Source organism: Saccharothrix hoggarensis, from assembly GCF_042678885.1.
GTDB classification, from domain to species: Bacteria; Actinomycetota; Actinomycetes; order Mycobacteriales; family Pseudonocardiaceae; genus Actinosynnema; species Actinosynnema hoggarensis.
In genome coordinates this window covers 1-13,623 of the sequence record NZ_JBHTLK010000055.1, presented here as the reverse complement: position 1 = coordinate 13,623, position 13,623 = coordinate 1, and the positions used below count along the sequence as shown (strand labels likewise).

At 71.3% G+C, this 13,623-nt stretch carries 18 protein-coding genes and 1 tRNA gene; 8 read left to right on the top strand and 11 right to left on the bottom strand.

What is annotated here, in order from left to right:
- Positions 1 to 93: 93 nt before the first annotated feature.
- Positions 94 to 864, bottom strand: coding sequence for a PhzF family phenazine biosynthesis protein (locus ACFQ3T_RS13355; protein ID WP_380723556.1), 771 nt, complete (start codon positions 862 to 864; stop codon positions 94 to 96).
- A 39-nt stretch (positions 865 to 903) separates the two neighbouring features.
- On the opposite strand from ACFQ3T_RS13355, the gene ACFQ3T_RS13350 reads away from it, so the two are divergent.
- Positions 904 to 1,716: a GNAT family N-acetyltransferase gene (locus tag ACFQ3T_RS13350; protein ID WP_380723555.1), complete on the top strand. Its 813-nt coding sequence runs from the start codon at positions 904 to 906 to the stop codon at positions 1,714 to 1,716.
- Between the two features lie 12 nt (positions 1,717 to 1,728).
- On the opposite strand, the gene ACFQ3T_RS13345 is transcribed toward ACFQ3T_RS13350, so the two are convergent.
- Positions 1,729 to 2,274, bottom strand: coding sequence for a hypothetical protein (locus ACFQ3T_RS13345; RefSeq protein ID WP_380723554.1), 546 nt, complete (start codon positions 2,272 to 2,274; stop codon positions 1,729 to 1,731).
- 269 nt (positions 2,275 to 2,543) lie between these two features.
- Here ACFQ3T_RS13345 and ACFQ3T_RS13340 point away from each other — a divergent pair, with 269 nt between their 5' ends.
- A complete protein-coding gene (locus ACFQ3T_RS13340) occupies positions 2,544 to 2,786 on the top strand; it encodes a hypothetical protein (RefSeq protein WP_380723553.1) in 243 nt (80 codons plus the stop codon).
- A gap of 90 nt (positions 2,787 to 2,876) precedes the next feature.
- On the opposite strand, the gene ACFQ3T_RS13335 is transcribed toward ACFQ3T_RS13340, so the two are convergent.
- Entirely contained in the window at positions 2,877 to 3,803 is a 927-nt protein-coding gene (locus tag ACFQ3T_RS13335) for an HNH endonuclease (protein ID WP_380723552.1), read from the bottom strand.
- 89 nt (positions 3,804 to 3,892) lie between these two features.
- Positions 3,893 to 3,973 (bottom strand) — tRNA-Tyr (locus ACFQ3T_RS13330).
- Positions 3,974 to 4,095: 122 nt separating this feature from the next.
- On the opposite strand from ACFQ3T_RS13330, the gene ACFQ3T_RS13325 reads away from it, so the two are divergent.
- Positions 4,096 to 4,587, top strand: a complete 492-nt coding sequence (locus tag ACFQ3T_RS13325; protein ID WP_380723551.1) for a YajQ family cyclic di-GMP-binding protein — start codon at positions 4,096 to 4,098, stop codon at positions 4,585 to 4,587.
- Positions 4,584 to 5,456, top strand: a complete 873-nt coding sequence (gene rfbA / locus ACFQ3T_RS13320; protein WP_380723550.1) for a glucose-1-phosphate thymidylyltransferase RfbA — start codon at positions 4,584 to 4,586, stop codon at positions 5,454 to 5,456. The genes ACFQ3T_RS13325 and rfbA overlap by 4 nt, the downstream gene beginning before the upstream one ends.
- Before the next feature lie 66 nt (positions 5,457 to 5,522).
- Here rfbA and htpX read toward each other — a convergent pair whose 3' ends face one another.
- Genes htpX through ACFQ3T_RS13300 form a run of 4 tightly spaced genes read right to left on the bottom strand, consistent with a single transcriptional unit; the run spans position 5,523 to position 7,902 of the window.
- Complete coding sequence (htpX, locus tag ACFQ3T_RS13315; RefSeq protein ID WP_380723549.1) at positions 5,523 to 6,386, bottom strand: zinc metalloprotease HtpX; 864 nt, start codon at positions 6,384 to 6,386, stop codon at positions 5,523 to 5,525.
- Positions 6,387 to 6,405: 19 nt separating this feature from the next.
- The gene (locus ACFQ3T_RS13310; protein WP_380723548.1) at positions 6,406 to 6,882 is read right to left on the bottom strand and encodes a 4Fe-4S binding protein; all 477 of its coding nucleotides are present in this window, start codon (positions 6,880 to 6,882) and stop codon (positions 6,406 to 6,408) included.
- Complete coding sequence (locus ACFQ3T_RS13305) at positions 6,875 to 7,486, bottom strand: NADH-quinone oxidoreductase subunit C (RefSeq protein WP_380723547.1); 612 nt, start codon at positions 7,484 to 7,486, stop codon at positions 6,875 to 6,877. Before ACFQ3T_RS13305 ends, ACFQ3T_RS13310 begins: the two co-directional genes overlap by 8 nt.
- Entirely contained in the window at positions 7,483 to 7,902 is a 420-nt protein-coding gene (locus ACFQ3T_RS13300) for an NADH-quinone oxidoreductase subunit B (protein WP_380723546.1), read from the bottom strand. Before ACFQ3T_RS13300 ends, ACFQ3T_RS13305 begins: the two co-directional genes overlap by 4 nt.
- A 243-nt stretch (positions 7,903 to 8,145) precedes the next feature.
- Between ACFQ3T_RS13300 and ACFQ3T_RS13295 the strand changes: the two genes are divergently transcribed.
- Complete coding sequence (locus tag ACFQ3T_RS13295; RefSeq protein ID WP_380723545.1) at positions 8,146 to 9,183, top strand: LysR family transcriptional regulator; 1,038 nt, start codon at positions 8,146 to 8,148, stop codon at positions 9,181 to 9,183.
- On the opposite strand, the gene ACFQ3T_RS13290 is transcribed toward ACFQ3T_RS13295, so the two are convergent.
- Positions 9,180 to 9,329, bottom strand: coding sequence for a hypothetical protein (locus tag ACFQ3T_RS13290; RefSeq protein WP_380723544.1), 150 nt, complete (start codon positions 9,327 to 9,329; stop codon positions 9,180 to 9,182). The two genes, ACFQ3T_RS13295 and ACFQ3T_RS13290, sit on opposite strands and share 4 nt — an antisense overlap.
- 257 nt (positions 9,330 to 9,586) lie before the next feature.
- Complete coding sequence (locus tag ACFQ3T_RS13285; protein ID WP_380723543.1) at positions 9,587 to 10,360, bottom strand: DUF6597 domain-containing transcriptional factor; 774 nt, start codon at positions 10,358 to 10,360, stop codon at positions 9,587 to 9,589.
- Positions 10,361 to 10,422: 62 nt separating this feature from the next.
- On the opposite strand from ACFQ3T_RS13285, the gene ACFQ3T_RS13280 reads away from it, so the two are divergent.
- The gene (locus ACFQ3T_RS13280) at positions 10,423 to 10,992 is read left to right on the top strand and encodes a TIGR03086 family metal-binding protein (protein ID WP_380723542.1); all 570 of its coding nucleotides are present in this window, start codon (positions 10,423 to 10,425) and stop codon (positions 10,990 to 10,992) included.
- 116 nt (positions 10,993 to 11,108) lie between these two features.
- Here the strand turns inward: ACFQ3T_RS13280 and ddaH are convergent, their stop codons facing one another.
- The gene (gene ddaH, locus ACFQ3T_RS13275; RefSeq protein ID WP_380723541.1) at positions 11,109 to 11,987 is read right to left on the bottom strand and encodes a dimethylargininase; all 879 of its coding nucleotides are present in this window, start codon (positions 11,985 to 11,987) and stop codon (positions 11,109 to 11,111) included.
- A gap of 75 nt (positions 11,988 to 12,062) precedes the next feature.
- On the opposite strand from ddaH, the gene ACFQ3T_RS13270 reads away from it, so the two are divergent.
- Positions 12,063 to 12,503, top strand: coding sequence for an Lrp/AsnC family transcriptional regulator (locus ACFQ3T_RS13270; RefSeq protein ID WP_380723540.1), 441 nt, complete (start codon positions 12,063 to 12,065; stop codon positions 12,501 to 12,503).
- 10 nt (positions 12,504 to 12,513) lie between these two features.
- Entirely contained in the window at positions 12,514 to 13,275 is a 762-nt protein-coding gene (locus ACFQ3T_RS13265) for an enoyl-CoA hydratase (protein WP_380723539.1), read from the top strand.
- The last annotated feature ends 348 nt before the right edge of the window (positions 13,276 to 13,623 follow it).

Genomic DNA, 13,623 nt, shown 5'->3' with positions numbered 1-13,623 from the left:
GACCAGGACCCCTCCAAGGCTCCCAATGTACCCCGGTCGGGGGATGAAATGGCAGGTCGTGTAGCGGATTGCCACCAGATGTAACAGATCGGATCACACGATCAGTCGGCCCTGGATGACGGTCACGGCCTGGCCGGCGAGGCGTACCCGATCTTGGTCGAGGGTGGCCCGGACCAGCCCGCCACGGGCCGACGCCTGCTCCGCCAGCAGGTGGGGGCGGCCGAGCCGGGGCGCCCACCAGGAGGCGAGCGTGCAGTGCGCGGAACCGGTTACGGGATCCTCCGGAACCCCGTAGGTGGGGTAGAAGCAGCGGCTCACCACGTCCAGTCCGGGGCGGTCGCCGGGTGCGGTGACGATCACACCCCGGCCGGGCGCCTCGGCGAGCGCGGCGAAGTCCGGGCGGAGGTCGCGGACCTCGTCGGCGGAGGCGGCCTCGACCAGGACGTCCGACACGGCCCGGGCGACGGCCTTCACCGTCACGCCCGGCAGGCCGGCGCGCAGCGTCGTGGTCATCGCGATCGGCTCGGCGGGGTCGGCCGGGAAGTCCATCTCCACCCAGCCGTCCTCGGCGGCGCACGTGAGCACGCCGCTGCGGGTGGCGAAGCGGCGGCTGCCGCCGAGGACGTGCGCGGTGGCGAGGGTGGCGTGACCGCACAGGTCGACCTCGGCGACCGGGGTGAACCAGCGCAGCGGCAGCGGCCCGTCCCCGTCCGCCACCCGCACGAACGCCGTCTCGGCGTGCTTCATCTCGGCGGCGACGGCCTGCATCCACGCGTCGTCCGCCGGCCCGTCCAACAGCACCACGCCCGCCGGGTTGCCCGCGAACGCGCGGTCCGTGAACGCGTCGACCACGTAGATCTCCACGTCGGGCAATGTACGGTCCCGACGGGTTAGGTTCAGGTCGTGGACCCGTTGCTGCCCGACGCGTTGCTGCCCCACTTCCCGACCGTGGACGACCCGTACGCGTTCGCCGAGCTGCCCGAGGACTCCCTGGGCGCCACGTGGGGCGCGTTGCGCACGCACTCCCTGACCTGGCACCCGCACGCCGACCTCGACGACCAGCTGCGGCACTGGGCGCTGACCGGGACCGACGACCATGAGACGGCCGCGGTGGTGACCGTGCCCAGCCGTGCCGTGACGGCCGCCGAGGTGCTCGTGCGGCACGGCTTCGCGCCCCTGCTGGTGGTCGCCGCACGCCTGCCCGGGCGCGGCCGCGACGGCGGTTCGACGGCCAAGATCCGGGCGATGACGGAGGCGGACGTCGACGTCGCCGTGGAGCTGAACCTGGAGACCGTGCGGTTCGACGGCCGGTTCGGCATGGTCAACGCCCGGCCGTCCACCGCGGCGCGGCTGCGCGAGCACATCGCGTCGCTGCTCGACCGGGACGAGCCCTGCGCGTGGCTCGCCGAGCACGAGGGCGAGGTCGTCGGCTGCCTGTACTACGACCTGCCGGGTCACTCGGACTGGATCGCCGGGCGGACGTCCGTGCGGCCCGTGGCGTACATCGGGCTGCTGGGCGTGCGGGAGGACGCGCGGGGCGGCGGGATCGGCGCGGCCCTGGCCGACCACGCGCACGACCGGCTGGACGCGGCGGGCGTGGGCGTGACCCTGCTGCACCACGCCCTGCCGAACCCGCTGTCCACCCCGTTCTGGTACTCCCACGGCTACCGGCCGCTGTGGACGACCTGGCAGCGCCGCCCGGCCCGCCGTTCGTGAGCGGTCGCGCGGTCAGGCGTCGACGAGCTGCTTCTCGACGGGCCGTGCGTCCGGCCGCGGTCCCGTCCTGATCTCCTCCAGCACGCGCCGGGCCTCCGTGGCGGCGACGTGCTGCGCCGCGCCGCTGCCGATCGCGTCCCGCAGCGCCAGCCACACCGCGGCCTCGTCCTCCCCGACCGCGGTGAGCAGGTCGCGCTGCTCGGGGTAGGGGTGCAGGGCGATCTTCTCGGTGTGCGCCCGCAACGCGGCCAGGACGGCCTTCGGCACCTCGCCCGTGGAGGCGACCCGGTCCAGCTTCGCGGCGAGGTCGACCGAGGCCAGTTCGGACAGCGACAGCGGGCCGAAGTTCAGCACGGCGTTGAGGCCGTACTCCAGGTCGTCGGCGGCGTGGAGCAGTTCGCGCGTGGCGCTGGCCGTGCCGGTGGCGGTGGCCGTGTCGGTGGTCGTGGCGGCGCGGCGGGCTTGGGCGGACGAGCGACGCCGTCCCGGGAACCGGACGACCAGGCCGAGGGCGACGCCGGTCGCGAGGGCCGTGAGGGCGATGAGGAGTTCGCTCATGTGATCCAGTCTCGGTGCCGGGGGCGGCGGTGCCCGGCGAACGGGCGGCAGCGGGTCGATCGGAGCGCCGACCGGTCGCGGGTAGTTCGGTTGGGCTGAACAGCGCAACCGGTCGGCGTGGCGACGTGGACCGAACGGCGTCGGAGGGGAGAGTGGTGGCCGGTGCGTCCACCCGAGTGAAGTGCTGCGGGAGGGGTACTCGAAGTACAGGTCCGGACCTCCTACAAGACGAGGAAGCAGGTATGGCCAAGACGGGCGAGGGGGTCGCCATGACCGTTGTGAAGGAGTTGTCCGGACGCGCGAAAGCCATGCTCCGCGCCGTAGCCGCAGGTCGGGCCCAGTTGACCGGGGGACGTGAGCCGGACCTGTACGTGGACGGGCTGCCGTGCTGCGACCAGATGGCCACGCACGACCTCGTGCGCGCGGGGCTGTTGCGGGCGCGCCGAGCCGTGCGGCTGGACGAGCGCGCGGACGCGGAGCTGACGGACGAGGGAAGAGCCGCGATCGCTTAACCCTCGAACATGCGTTCGATATGGGTTATGCTGCATCGCGAGGCCGGCACGCAAGCGAGAGGAAGCGCTTGCGCGTCGGCCTCACCTACGTCAGCGCCAGGTGGCGGCCGCCGCGGTGAAGTGCTGGCGCACCGCGTCGAGGTCCACTCCGGCCAACGACGTGGGCCGGCCTTCCAACTGCGCGTACATCGGGTACACCCGCAACGCCGGCGCCAGGCAGACCTGCTTGCTCGACGGGTTCACCGCCATCATCCCGCGGTCGAACAACGAGTGGACGTCCGCGCGGAGCAGGATGCCCGCGTCGGTGCTGTGGTCCACGTGCACCGCGAACTGCCGCAGGTGCGCCGCCTCCAGCGCCTCCTTCGGGCACGGACCCGTGATCGCGCAGACCTCACCGTCCCGCTGGAGCAGTGCGGCGCGGAACGCCTGCTGCCCGGTGCGCACGCGGACCAGCTCAACGCGGTGCCCGGCGGGCAACTCCGACGAGGGTGACGGAGGCGTGCTCGACGGCGGCAGCGGCACCGCCAGTTCGGCGAGCAGGTCCACGACGCGGTTCGGGTCGAGCGGGCTGATCGACTGCTGCTTGGACTGGTTCAAGGCGATCGCGCGCAGGCGCTCGACGGTCACCCCGGGCAGTTCGCGCCACGTGCTGCCGTAGTGGGCGGTGTACCGCGTGATGGGCACCTGCACCGCTTCGGGAGTATCGAACTTCGTCCGGCACTTCTGGCACAGGAACGCCGGGCTCGCCACGGCCCGCTTCTTGAACTTCGTGCGCTTGCAGGCCGGGCAGACGAGCCGCATCTTCTCCAGCCCGTCCTGGACCTCGATGCCCTCCACCCGGGCCACACCGAGCGCGACCTCGCGGTTCCGCAGGACGACCACGTGCCCTTCGCGGACCTTGTCGGCGTACGTGACGGTGGAGTCGAACACGTAGGTCGAGCCGAGGACGTCGGCGTATCCGGTGTTGCCCTGGAAGTGCCTGTACTCACCGACCGACAACAAAGACCAAGCCCGCACAACCCCTCCCCGGGTCGAGGACCATCCCCCTGAGACGAGAAAGCCCCCGTGACCTGTTCTGACCGGTCACGGGGGTCTTCTCGGTGATGTGGCGGGTAGAGGATTCGAACCTCTGTAGCTTTCGCGACGGATTTACAGTCCGCTCCCATTGGCCGCTCGGGCAACCCGCCCCGCCCCCGGTGGCGCCGGGTGCGGTGGAGACAATACATAAGCCCGTGGGGGCATGCGCAACCGGGTTCCCCGGTAGGCTTCCCGGCGGTTCCAGACACACTGACGCGGAGGTACCGGGCACGTGGCAGACCCGTCGTTCGACGTGGTGAGCAAGGTCGACCGCCAGGAAGTCGACAACGCGCTCAACCAGGCCGCCAAGGAGCTGAGCACGCGGTTCGACTTCCGCGGCACGGGGACGCAGGTGTCCTGGTCGGGCGAGGAGGCGATCACCTTCCAGTCCGAGACCGAGGAGCGCTGCCGCGCCGCGATCGACGTCTTCCAGGAGAAGCTGGTCAAGCGCGGCATCTCGATGAAGGCCTTCGAGATCGGCGACCCGGCCCTCTCCGGCAAGGTCTTCAAGGTGACCGGCACGGTCGTGCAGGGCATCTCCAGCGAGAAGGCCAAGGAGATCGCGAAGAAGGTCCGCGAGGAGGCCCCGAAGGGCGTGCAGGCGCAGATCCAGGGCGACCAGCTGCGCATCTCGGGCAAGAAGAAGGACCACCTGCAGGACGTCATCGCCCTGCTCAAGAACTCCGACTTCGGTATCGCGCTCCAGTTCACCAACTACCGGTGAAGGGCATCGTCCTCGCGGGTGGCAGCGGCACCCGCCTGCACCCCATCACGCAGGCGGTGTCGAAGCAGCTCCTGCCGGTGTACGACAAGCCGATGGTGTACTACCCGCTGTCGGTGCTGATGCTGGCGGGCGTGCGCGAGGTGCTGCTCATCTCGACGCCGGTGGACCTGCCGCTGTTCCGCCGCCTCCTCGGCGACGGCTCCCAGTTCGGGCTGGAGATCTCCTACGCCGAGCAGGCGCACCCGAACGGGCTCGCGGAGGCGTTCGTCATCGGCGCGGACTTCGTCGGCGAGGACGACGTGTCGCTGGTCCTGGGCGACAACATCTTCTACGGCCAGGGCTTCTCGAAGCTCCTCCAGCACCACGCGGCCACACTGGACGGCTGCGTGCTGTTCGGCTACCCGGTGAAGGACCCGGAGCGGTACGGCGTGGGCGAGGTGGACGCGGACGGCAGGCTCGTCGGGATCGAGGAGAAGCCCGCGCGGCCGCGGTCGAACAAGGCCATCACCGGCCTGTACTTCTACGACAACCAGGTCGTGGACATCGCCCGGACGCTGAAGCCGTCGTCGCGGGGCGAGCTGGAGATCACCGACGTCAACCTGACCTACCTGCGGGAAGGTCGGGCGCAGCTGGTGGACCTGGGCCGCGGTTTCGCGTGGCTGGACACCGGCACGCACGACTCCATGCTGGAGGCGGGTCAGTTCGTGCAGGTGCTGGAGCACCGGCAGGGCGTGCGCATCGCGTGCCTGGAGGAGATCGCGCTGCGGATGGGGTTCATCAGCGCGGACGAGTGCTACGCGTTGGGCGAGAAGCTGGCCAAGTCCGGCTACGGTCAGTACGTGATGAACGTCGCACAAGAGGTGCGGTAGGCGTCGGCGGTAGCTGTCGGCGGTAGGCGTCGGACGCGTCAGTGCTCGCGGGCCGGGTCTTCCCCGTCAGTGCTTGCGGGCCAGGGCTTCCAGCCGGCGCACGCGGTCCGCGATCGGCGGGTGGGTGGAGAAGAGCCTGGCCAGGCCCTCCCCCGCCCGGAACGGGTTCGCGATCATCAGGTGCGACTGGGCGACGACGGCCGGTTCGGGGGCCAGCGGCGCGGCGCCCGTGCCGAGTTCGAGCTTCCGCAGCGCCGAGGCCAGCGCCAGCGGGTCGCCCGTCAGCTCGGCGCCGGACTCGTCGGCCTGGTACTCGCGGGACCGGCTGACGGCCAGCTGCACGATGGCCGCGGCGATCGGGCCGAGCACGGCGATGAGCAGCACGGCGAACGGGTTGGGGCGGTCCTCGTCGTCACCGGCGCCGAAGACGCCCGCGAAGACGGCCAGGTTCGCCAGCGCGCTGACCGCGCTCGCCAAGGCGCCCGCCACGCACGAGATGAGGATGTCGCGGTTGTAGACGTGTGACAGCTCGTGCCCGAGCACGGCGCGCAGCTCGCGCTCGTCGAGCAGTTCGAGGATGCCGGTGGTGCAGCAGACGGCGGCGTTGCGCGGGTTGCGGCCGGTGGCGAACGCGTTCGGCGCGACGGTGGGGCTGATGTAGAGGCGCGGCATGGGCTGCCGTGCGGTCATGGCCAGCTCGCGCACGATCCGGTACATCGCGGGCTGCTCGACCTCGGAGACCGGTCGGGCCCGCATGGCGCGCAGCGCGAGCTTGTCGGAGTTGACGTACGCGTAGGCGTTGACGCCCAGTGCCAGCACCAGGCCGATGACCAGGGCGGTTCGCCCGAACAGCGAGCTGATCGCCACGATCAGGCCGCTCATGGCACCGAGCAGCAACGCGGTCTTCAGCGCGTTGTAGTGCTTGTGCACGTCGTCGCCTCCGGCTGTCCTACTTCCCCTCCCTCAACGCGCCCGGCCGGCGAGGGGTTCCGGCGCCGGGGCGCGCCGGGCGTGTGGCGGTGGTCTCCGGGGCGGGTTCGGCGCCCGCGTCGAGCGGCGGCGGTGGCGGCACGTGCGAGACCCACGTGCCCAGCACGTCCCGTTCGTGGACGAGTTCGGCGACGGCGCCGTCACCGGCCAGGTCGCCCGTGCCGGGGTAGGAGAAGTCGGGCGCCCAGTGCAGGGCGTCGAACGGGCACGCCTCCACGCAGATCCCGCAGTACAGGCACTGGCCGTAGTCGATGGCGAACCGGTCCAGCACGTTGCGGGCCCGCGGCCGGGCTGAGCCGGGCTGCTCCTCGACCTCGGTGTGGGAGTCGATGTGGATGCACCAGTCGGGGCACTCGCGGGCGCAGATCATGCACACCGTGCAGTTGGCCTCCAGCAGCGCGATGACGCCGCGGGTGCGCGGGGGCAGGTCAGCCACGGGGTTCCTCCGTCGGACTGTCGGCTGGGTGGTCGGCCGCGGCGGGCGTCTCGCGGCGCGGGCCCCACGACGGGTCGGGGACGCCGGGCGGGGCGGCGCGCCTGCGGCTGGGGGCGGACGTGCCGTCCTCGCCCGGTTCGAGCCGGCCGGGCCACGGCCGCACCACGCGGGAGGCCAGCACGAAGTCCTTGCGCAGCGGATGGCCGCCGAAGCCGTCCGGGAGGAGCAGGTGGGCCGGCTGGCCGTCGGCGAGCGCGATGCCGAACATCTCGGCGGCCTCGCGCTCGTGCCACGCCGCGCCCGCCCACAGGCCGGCCACGCTCGGCAGCACGTCGTCCGGGCCGAGCTCGGCGCGCAGCAGCACGCCGTCCTTGGTGTCCGGGTGCAGGACGTGCAGGAGCACGGCGTGCCGTTGGCCGACGGCGCCCGGACGTCCCGCGTCCTCCACGCCGAGCCAGTCGAACTGCGTGCAGCCGAGGCCGTGGGCGTGGCGGGCGGCGTCGAGCCACCCGTCCACCGGCACGTGGGCCGTGGTCTGCCCGAACGCGGTCTTCACGAGCGCGTCGGGGATGCGGGAGGCGAGGGCCTCGGAGGCGGCGCTCACGACACGAGCCGGTGCAGCGCGGCGAGGCCGTCGAGCAGGGCCTCGGGACGGGGCGGGCAGCCGGGCACGGCGACGTGCACGGGCAGCACCTGGTCGATGCCCTTGGTGACGCTGTAGGAGTCCCAGTAGGGGCCGCCGGTGTTGCTGCACGCGCCCACGGACAGCACGTACCGGGGTTCCGGCATCTCCTCGTACGTGGCGACGACCGCGGGCAGCATGGCGTCGGTGACCGTGCCGGAGACGACGAGCACGTGCGCTTCTCCCGCCGCGTGCACCGTGTCGACGCCGAGGGCGGCGAGGTGTTCCGGGCGGTGGCCCTCGAGCGCGGCCATGACCTCCACGCCGCAGCAGGCGAGGCCGAGGTCGAGCACGGTGACCCGGTACGTCGTGCCCCAGTCCAAGGTGGAAACCGTCACCCACGTGAGGTTAATACGTGGGGGCCCGCCGGGCTGCTGCCCGGCGGGCCCCCAACCCCCCATTACCCCCCACGATTGCTCCCGCGCGAACTCTCACGTGGTTGCGCCAGAAGTCTCTTACGGATCGCGTATACCTGTCCAGGGAAATCCGACAAGATCTTCGGATAATTTCATGACGAAGTGCGGTCAAGTTCAGTACAACTAATCGGTAGAACATCACGACCCGACCCGAGAGGCCCCTGCATGTCGACCTCGGCCCAACTGCTCCTGCCCGCGGGCAACCAGCTCAGCAGGCTCCTGCACACCTCGCCGTTGCTGATGGACACCACGTTGGACCAGCTCAGGACGTTGATCGCGGTGTACGAGACGCGGTCGGCCCTGCGCGCGGCCCGGGTGCTCGGTCGCGAGCAGTCCAGCGTGCAGAAGCAGATCGACACGCTCAACCGCAACTTCAAGTCGTTGTGCGGCGAGCCGCTCGTCGTCAAGCAGGGCCGGGGAAAAGACGTGCTGATCACACCGACCGGCGAGGCGTTGGTCGAATTGGCGCGCACCACGTTGACCAAGTGGCTCGATTCGATTCACGAGTGCCGGCGCAAGCTCGGCACGACGGTCACCGTGGGCACGACGCGGTTCATGCTCGACGCGCTGGCCAAGGCGTGGCACCACGTGGCGGACGACTTCCGGCGGCGGGACGTGGAGCTGAAGGTCGTGCACATCCGCACGAAGGACATCTGGTCGAGCCTCGAGTCGAAGGAGGTCGACATCGTGTGCGGGAGCGTCGTGACGCACGCGGGCCGGCGCAGCGGGTTCGACGACTTCGACGTGATCGAGTGGCGGCGGGGCGGGTTGGCGCTGCTCACGAACCTGCCGGAGAGCCGGCTCGGCGCGAGCGTGGGCACCGGGGAGCTGCCGAAGCTGCCGCTGGTCGTGCCGGGTGACGGGCTGATCGCCGAATTCCTGCGCGGCTGGTTCGGATCGGACTACCGGAACGAATTGGACATCGCGGCAGAAATCGACGAAATCCAGTACGGGATGTCGCTGCTGCGGTCCGGGCTCGTGGAGGGCTGCATGATCGTCACGTCCGGCCTGGGCGTGGTGGCCGCGAACAACGAGCTGCGCGAGGGGTCGGGCCTGCGGGTCGTCGAGCTGAAGAACGACCGGAAGCCGCAGCTGGAGCGCTTGGTCGGGGTCTTCGCCCGCAAGGAGGAGCGGGCGAAGTTCCCGGCCGACCACCCGTTGAACCTGCTGTGGGCGGCGTTCCAGCGCGAGGTGGCCGACTAGCGCTCCCCGCGCCGCCGCTCGGCTTGGCGCACCAGCCACTCCAGACCGGTCAGCTGCTTCGGGACCTGCGGCTTCGGCCGTTCCACGGGCACCTCCTGCTCCTGCGGCGGTTGCGGCGACGGGCGCTGGGCGTCGAGGTCGTTCATGGCGCGCTCCCTACCTTGGTCGACAGCGAGTGCCGTCGATCGGAGCACCGTGGAGGGCCACGCCGCTAGGAAGATCATCCCTCTGGGTGACACCCCCGTGCTGTCGTGGGCGCGAGCGGAACGTTCGGGGCCGCTGCCGCGTTGATCCACGTCGACCACGCGGCCACGACGCTCGGCACGGCGTTCGCGGGACCGCACGGCGAGCCGCGGACCGCACGGCGAGCCGCGGGACGGCACGGCGTTCGCGTGGGGCCTTCTCAGGCGCCGTCCGGCGGCGAGTAGCGCTCGGCGTACCGGGTGGGCGTCTCGCCGAACATGGCGGTGAAGTCGCGGACGAAGTGCGGCTGGTCGGCGTACCCCAGGTCGGCGGCGAGGACGGCCCAGTCGATCCGGCCGCCCGCCTCCATCCGCGCCGTCACCTCGCGCAGGCGGTAGCGGCGGATGACCCACTTCGGGCCGACGCCCACGTGCTCGGCGAACAGGCGTTGCAGGCGGCGGACGCTCGTGCCGACCTCGTCGGCCAACACGTCCACCCTGGTCATCCGCGGGTCGTCGACGATCAGGTCCACGACCTCCGTCGCGGTGCGCGCCGCGGGGTCGGGCTCCGGCAGGTTGCGGCGGAGCCAGTCCTCGACGGCCGCCACGTCGTCGCCCTCGGGCAGGCCGGTGAACAGCGACGACACGGGGACGGACCGGTCGGTGAGGGACTGGACCGGCGCCTTCAGGAACGGCCGGAACGCGCCGGGGCGGAAGGCGATGCCGAACACGCGGCCCGTGCCGTCGAGCTGTTTGAAGACGTGGCCGCTGGACACCCCGTGCGCCTCGGCGGCGCCGTCGCCGAACGTCACGTGCACGTTCGGGTAGGGGACGACCAGCTGGCGGTACGGCCGGTCGTAGTCCCACTCCACGACCCAGTACCGCGCCACGTGCGCGGCCAGGTCGGGCGACGGCTGGTGGAACTCGTGGCGCTGGTGCCGATGCCACGCGAGCTCTCGCTCGTCCCTCCGGTCACGCCCCGCGCCCACCCTCACGCGCCCGAGCGTATGTCGCGTTTGTTCAATACACCCGCCGCGGGTGTTCGTACGGTGGCGGCATGTCCCGTGAGCAGTTGATCAACTCAGCCGTGGCGACCGCGCTGGAGGTCGTCGACAACGTCGAGCCGGACCAGCTGGGCGCGCCGACGCCGTGCCCCGACTGGAACGTCCGGCAACTCGTCAACCACCTGCTGTTCTGGGGCCCGTCCCTCGCCGGCGCCGCGCGGAAGGAGCCCGTGCCGCCGCCGGCGGAGTCCGAGGCGGACGTGGACCTCACGACGGGCGACTGGGCCGCCGCCCTGGCCACCGGGCTGAAGTCCACCGCCGCCGCGTGGAGCGAGCCGGAGGCGTGGACCGGCACGACGTCGGTGGGCAGCCCGCAGCAGCTGCCGGCCACCATGATCGGCGCGATGGTGCTCGGCGAGACCGTCGTCCACACCTGGGACCTGGCCCGCGCCACCGGCCAGTCGCCCACGTGGGACCGCGAGCTGCTGGAGTTCGTCCACGCGGACCTGGTCGAAACGGCCGCGATGGGCCGTGAGATGGGTCTCTACGGCCCGGAGGTCCCCGTCCCGTCCGATGCGCCGCTGATCGACCGCGTCCTCGGCCTGACCGGCCGCACGCCGTAGCGCGGGCGTTCCCACCACGTGCCGGTGGTGACCGTCCACGTGGACGCGACCGGACTTCGGCGCCGGTCAGCCGGACCCACCGGGCTGACCGGCGCCGAAGGCGACAGGAGTTCCGGTCAGTCCCGCAGTTCCATCGTGCAGCACTTGGGGCCGCCGCCGGACTTGCGCAGCTCCGAGATGTCCACGAAGACGGGGTCGAAGCCGCGCCGTGCCACCTGGTCCGCCAGGTCGGTGGCCTCGACGGGCAGGACGACGTGGCGGCCGTCGGAGACCGCGTTGAGGCCCAGGCAGGCCGCGTCGGTCCCGGTCGCGATCACGGCGTCCGGGAACAGGCGGCGGAGGACTTTTTGGCTGCCCGGCGAGAAGGCGTCCGGGTAGTACGCGACCAGGTCGTCGGCCAGGACGAAGAGCGCGACGTCGAGGTGGTAGTAGCGCGGGTCGGTGAGCTGGAGGGAGATCACCGGGACGCCGAGCACCTCCTGTGCCTCGGAGTGGGCCAGCGGGTCGGTGCGGAAACCGGTGCCCGCGAGCAGGTACTTGCCGGTCCAGGTGAAGTCGCCCTCGGCCTCGTTGGTGCGCTCGGGCATGACGACGGACCGGTAGCCGTTGGTGAGGAACCAGCGGCGGAAGTGGTCGGCTTCCGCGGCGCGCTGGGGCGCCCGGAAGCGCGAGCCGAGGACCTGGCCGTCGATCACGGTGCCGGAGTTGGCCGAGAACACCATGTCGGGCAGGCCGGGCTGCGGCTCGATCACCTCGACCTGGTGGCCGAGTCGCTCGTACGTCTCCTTCAGGGCCGTCCACTGCTCCATCGCGAGGGACGTGCTGATCGGTTGCGTGGGGTCCATCCACGGGTTGATCGAGTACTCCACGGTGAAGTACGCGGGCGGGCACATCAGGTACCGACGGGTGGTCGGCACGCGCACCTGCGCGGCGGGCGTGGCGACGTCGAGCACGATCGGCTCGTCACCGGGGCCCGCGAAGGAAACCGAGGTCATGGATCGAAATGTAGATGGCCATCTGACCCGCGAACAACGCCGCTATATTGCGTCTGTTAGGGCAGAATGTTGCGTGTGGACACGATCGACCAGCGAATCATTTCGCGTCTGATGGCCAACGCCCGTTCGAGCTACGCCGACATCGGCAAGGAGGTCGGCCTGTCGGCGCCCGCGGTGAAGCGACGGGTCGACAAACTGCTGGACACGGGCGTGCTGCGCGGCTTCACGGCGGTCGTCGACCCGGAGCAGCTGGGGTGGGGCACGGAGGCGTTCGTGGAGGTGCACTGCCGCGGCAACGTGGCCCCGCACGACATCCAGCAACGCCTGGAGTCGATGGCCGAGGTCCGTGCCGCCTACACCGTCTCCGGCGCGGCGGACGCGATCGTGCACCTGCGCGCGGCGAACATCCACCACCTGGAGACCGCGCTGGAACGGCTGCGCGCCGTCGAGATCATCGACCGCACGGTCTCCACCGTCGTGCTGTCCCGACTCCTCGACCGCCCACCGGCCCCCTAGAGTCGCGCGCATGGCCGAGGTGCTCCTGGAACGCTCCGACCGCGTGGCGGTCGTCACCGTGCACGACCCCGAGCGGCGCAACGCGCTCACGTTCGACCTGTCCGACCAGCTCGTCGCGGCCGTCAAGGCGTGCGAGGACGACGGGGACGTCAACGCGGTCGTGGTGACGGGCACGCCGCCCGCGTTCTGCGCGGGCGCGGACCTCACGGCGCTGGGCGAGGCGCGGGAAGAGGGCCTGCGGCGCATCTACGCGGGCTTCCTCGCGGTCGCGCACTGCGCGCTGCCCACGATCGCGGCCGTCGGCGGCGCGGCGGTCGGCGCGGGCCTCAACCTGGCGCTGGCGTGCGACGTGCGGGTCGTCAACGCGAAGGCCCGGTTCGACGCGCGGTTCCTCCAGCTCGGCATCCACCCCGGCGGCGGGATGACGTGGATGCTGCAACGCCTGGTCGGACCGCAGACGGCGACCGCGATGACGCTGTTCGGCCAGGTTTTGGACGCCGACGCGGCGGTATCCCACGGCCTGGCCTGGGAACGGGTCGACGGCGGACACGACGAGCTGGTGGCCTCGGCAGTCGAACTGGCGCGACCTTCGGCCGAAGCGTCGCGGGACCTGGTCCGCACCATCAGGGCGTCGATGCGCACCACCGCGGACCTCGCCGACCACGCTCAGGCCGTGGACGCGGAGCTGAGGCCTCAGGTGGCCTCGATCGGAACACCAGAGTTCCAGGCCAAGCTCGCGGCCATGAAGGCGAGGATCAGCAGCCGCGAATGACCTGGACAGGGGCGCGCACTACATGTAACTTTCGGTAACAGTTACCGGCCGGTACGGGCCGGTTGCCGTCCTGTGGACGACCTGCGCACCAGGTGGGACGAAGCGTCCCGCAGAGTGGTACGGCGGAAACCGGCACGGGGACGGGCACGACTACCCTCGCGGAGGGGGAGGGGCATCAGCCCCGGCAGCGGGTGTGAGGAAAGGGATCGGCGTAGGACATGACTACCGACGTTGGTAACGACGCCGCGCCAGGTGATTCTCCGGAGAAGACCGGCACGGTCCGCAAGCTCGACCGCGTGGTGATCCGGTTCGCCGGTGACTCCGGTGACGGCATGCAGCTCACGGGCG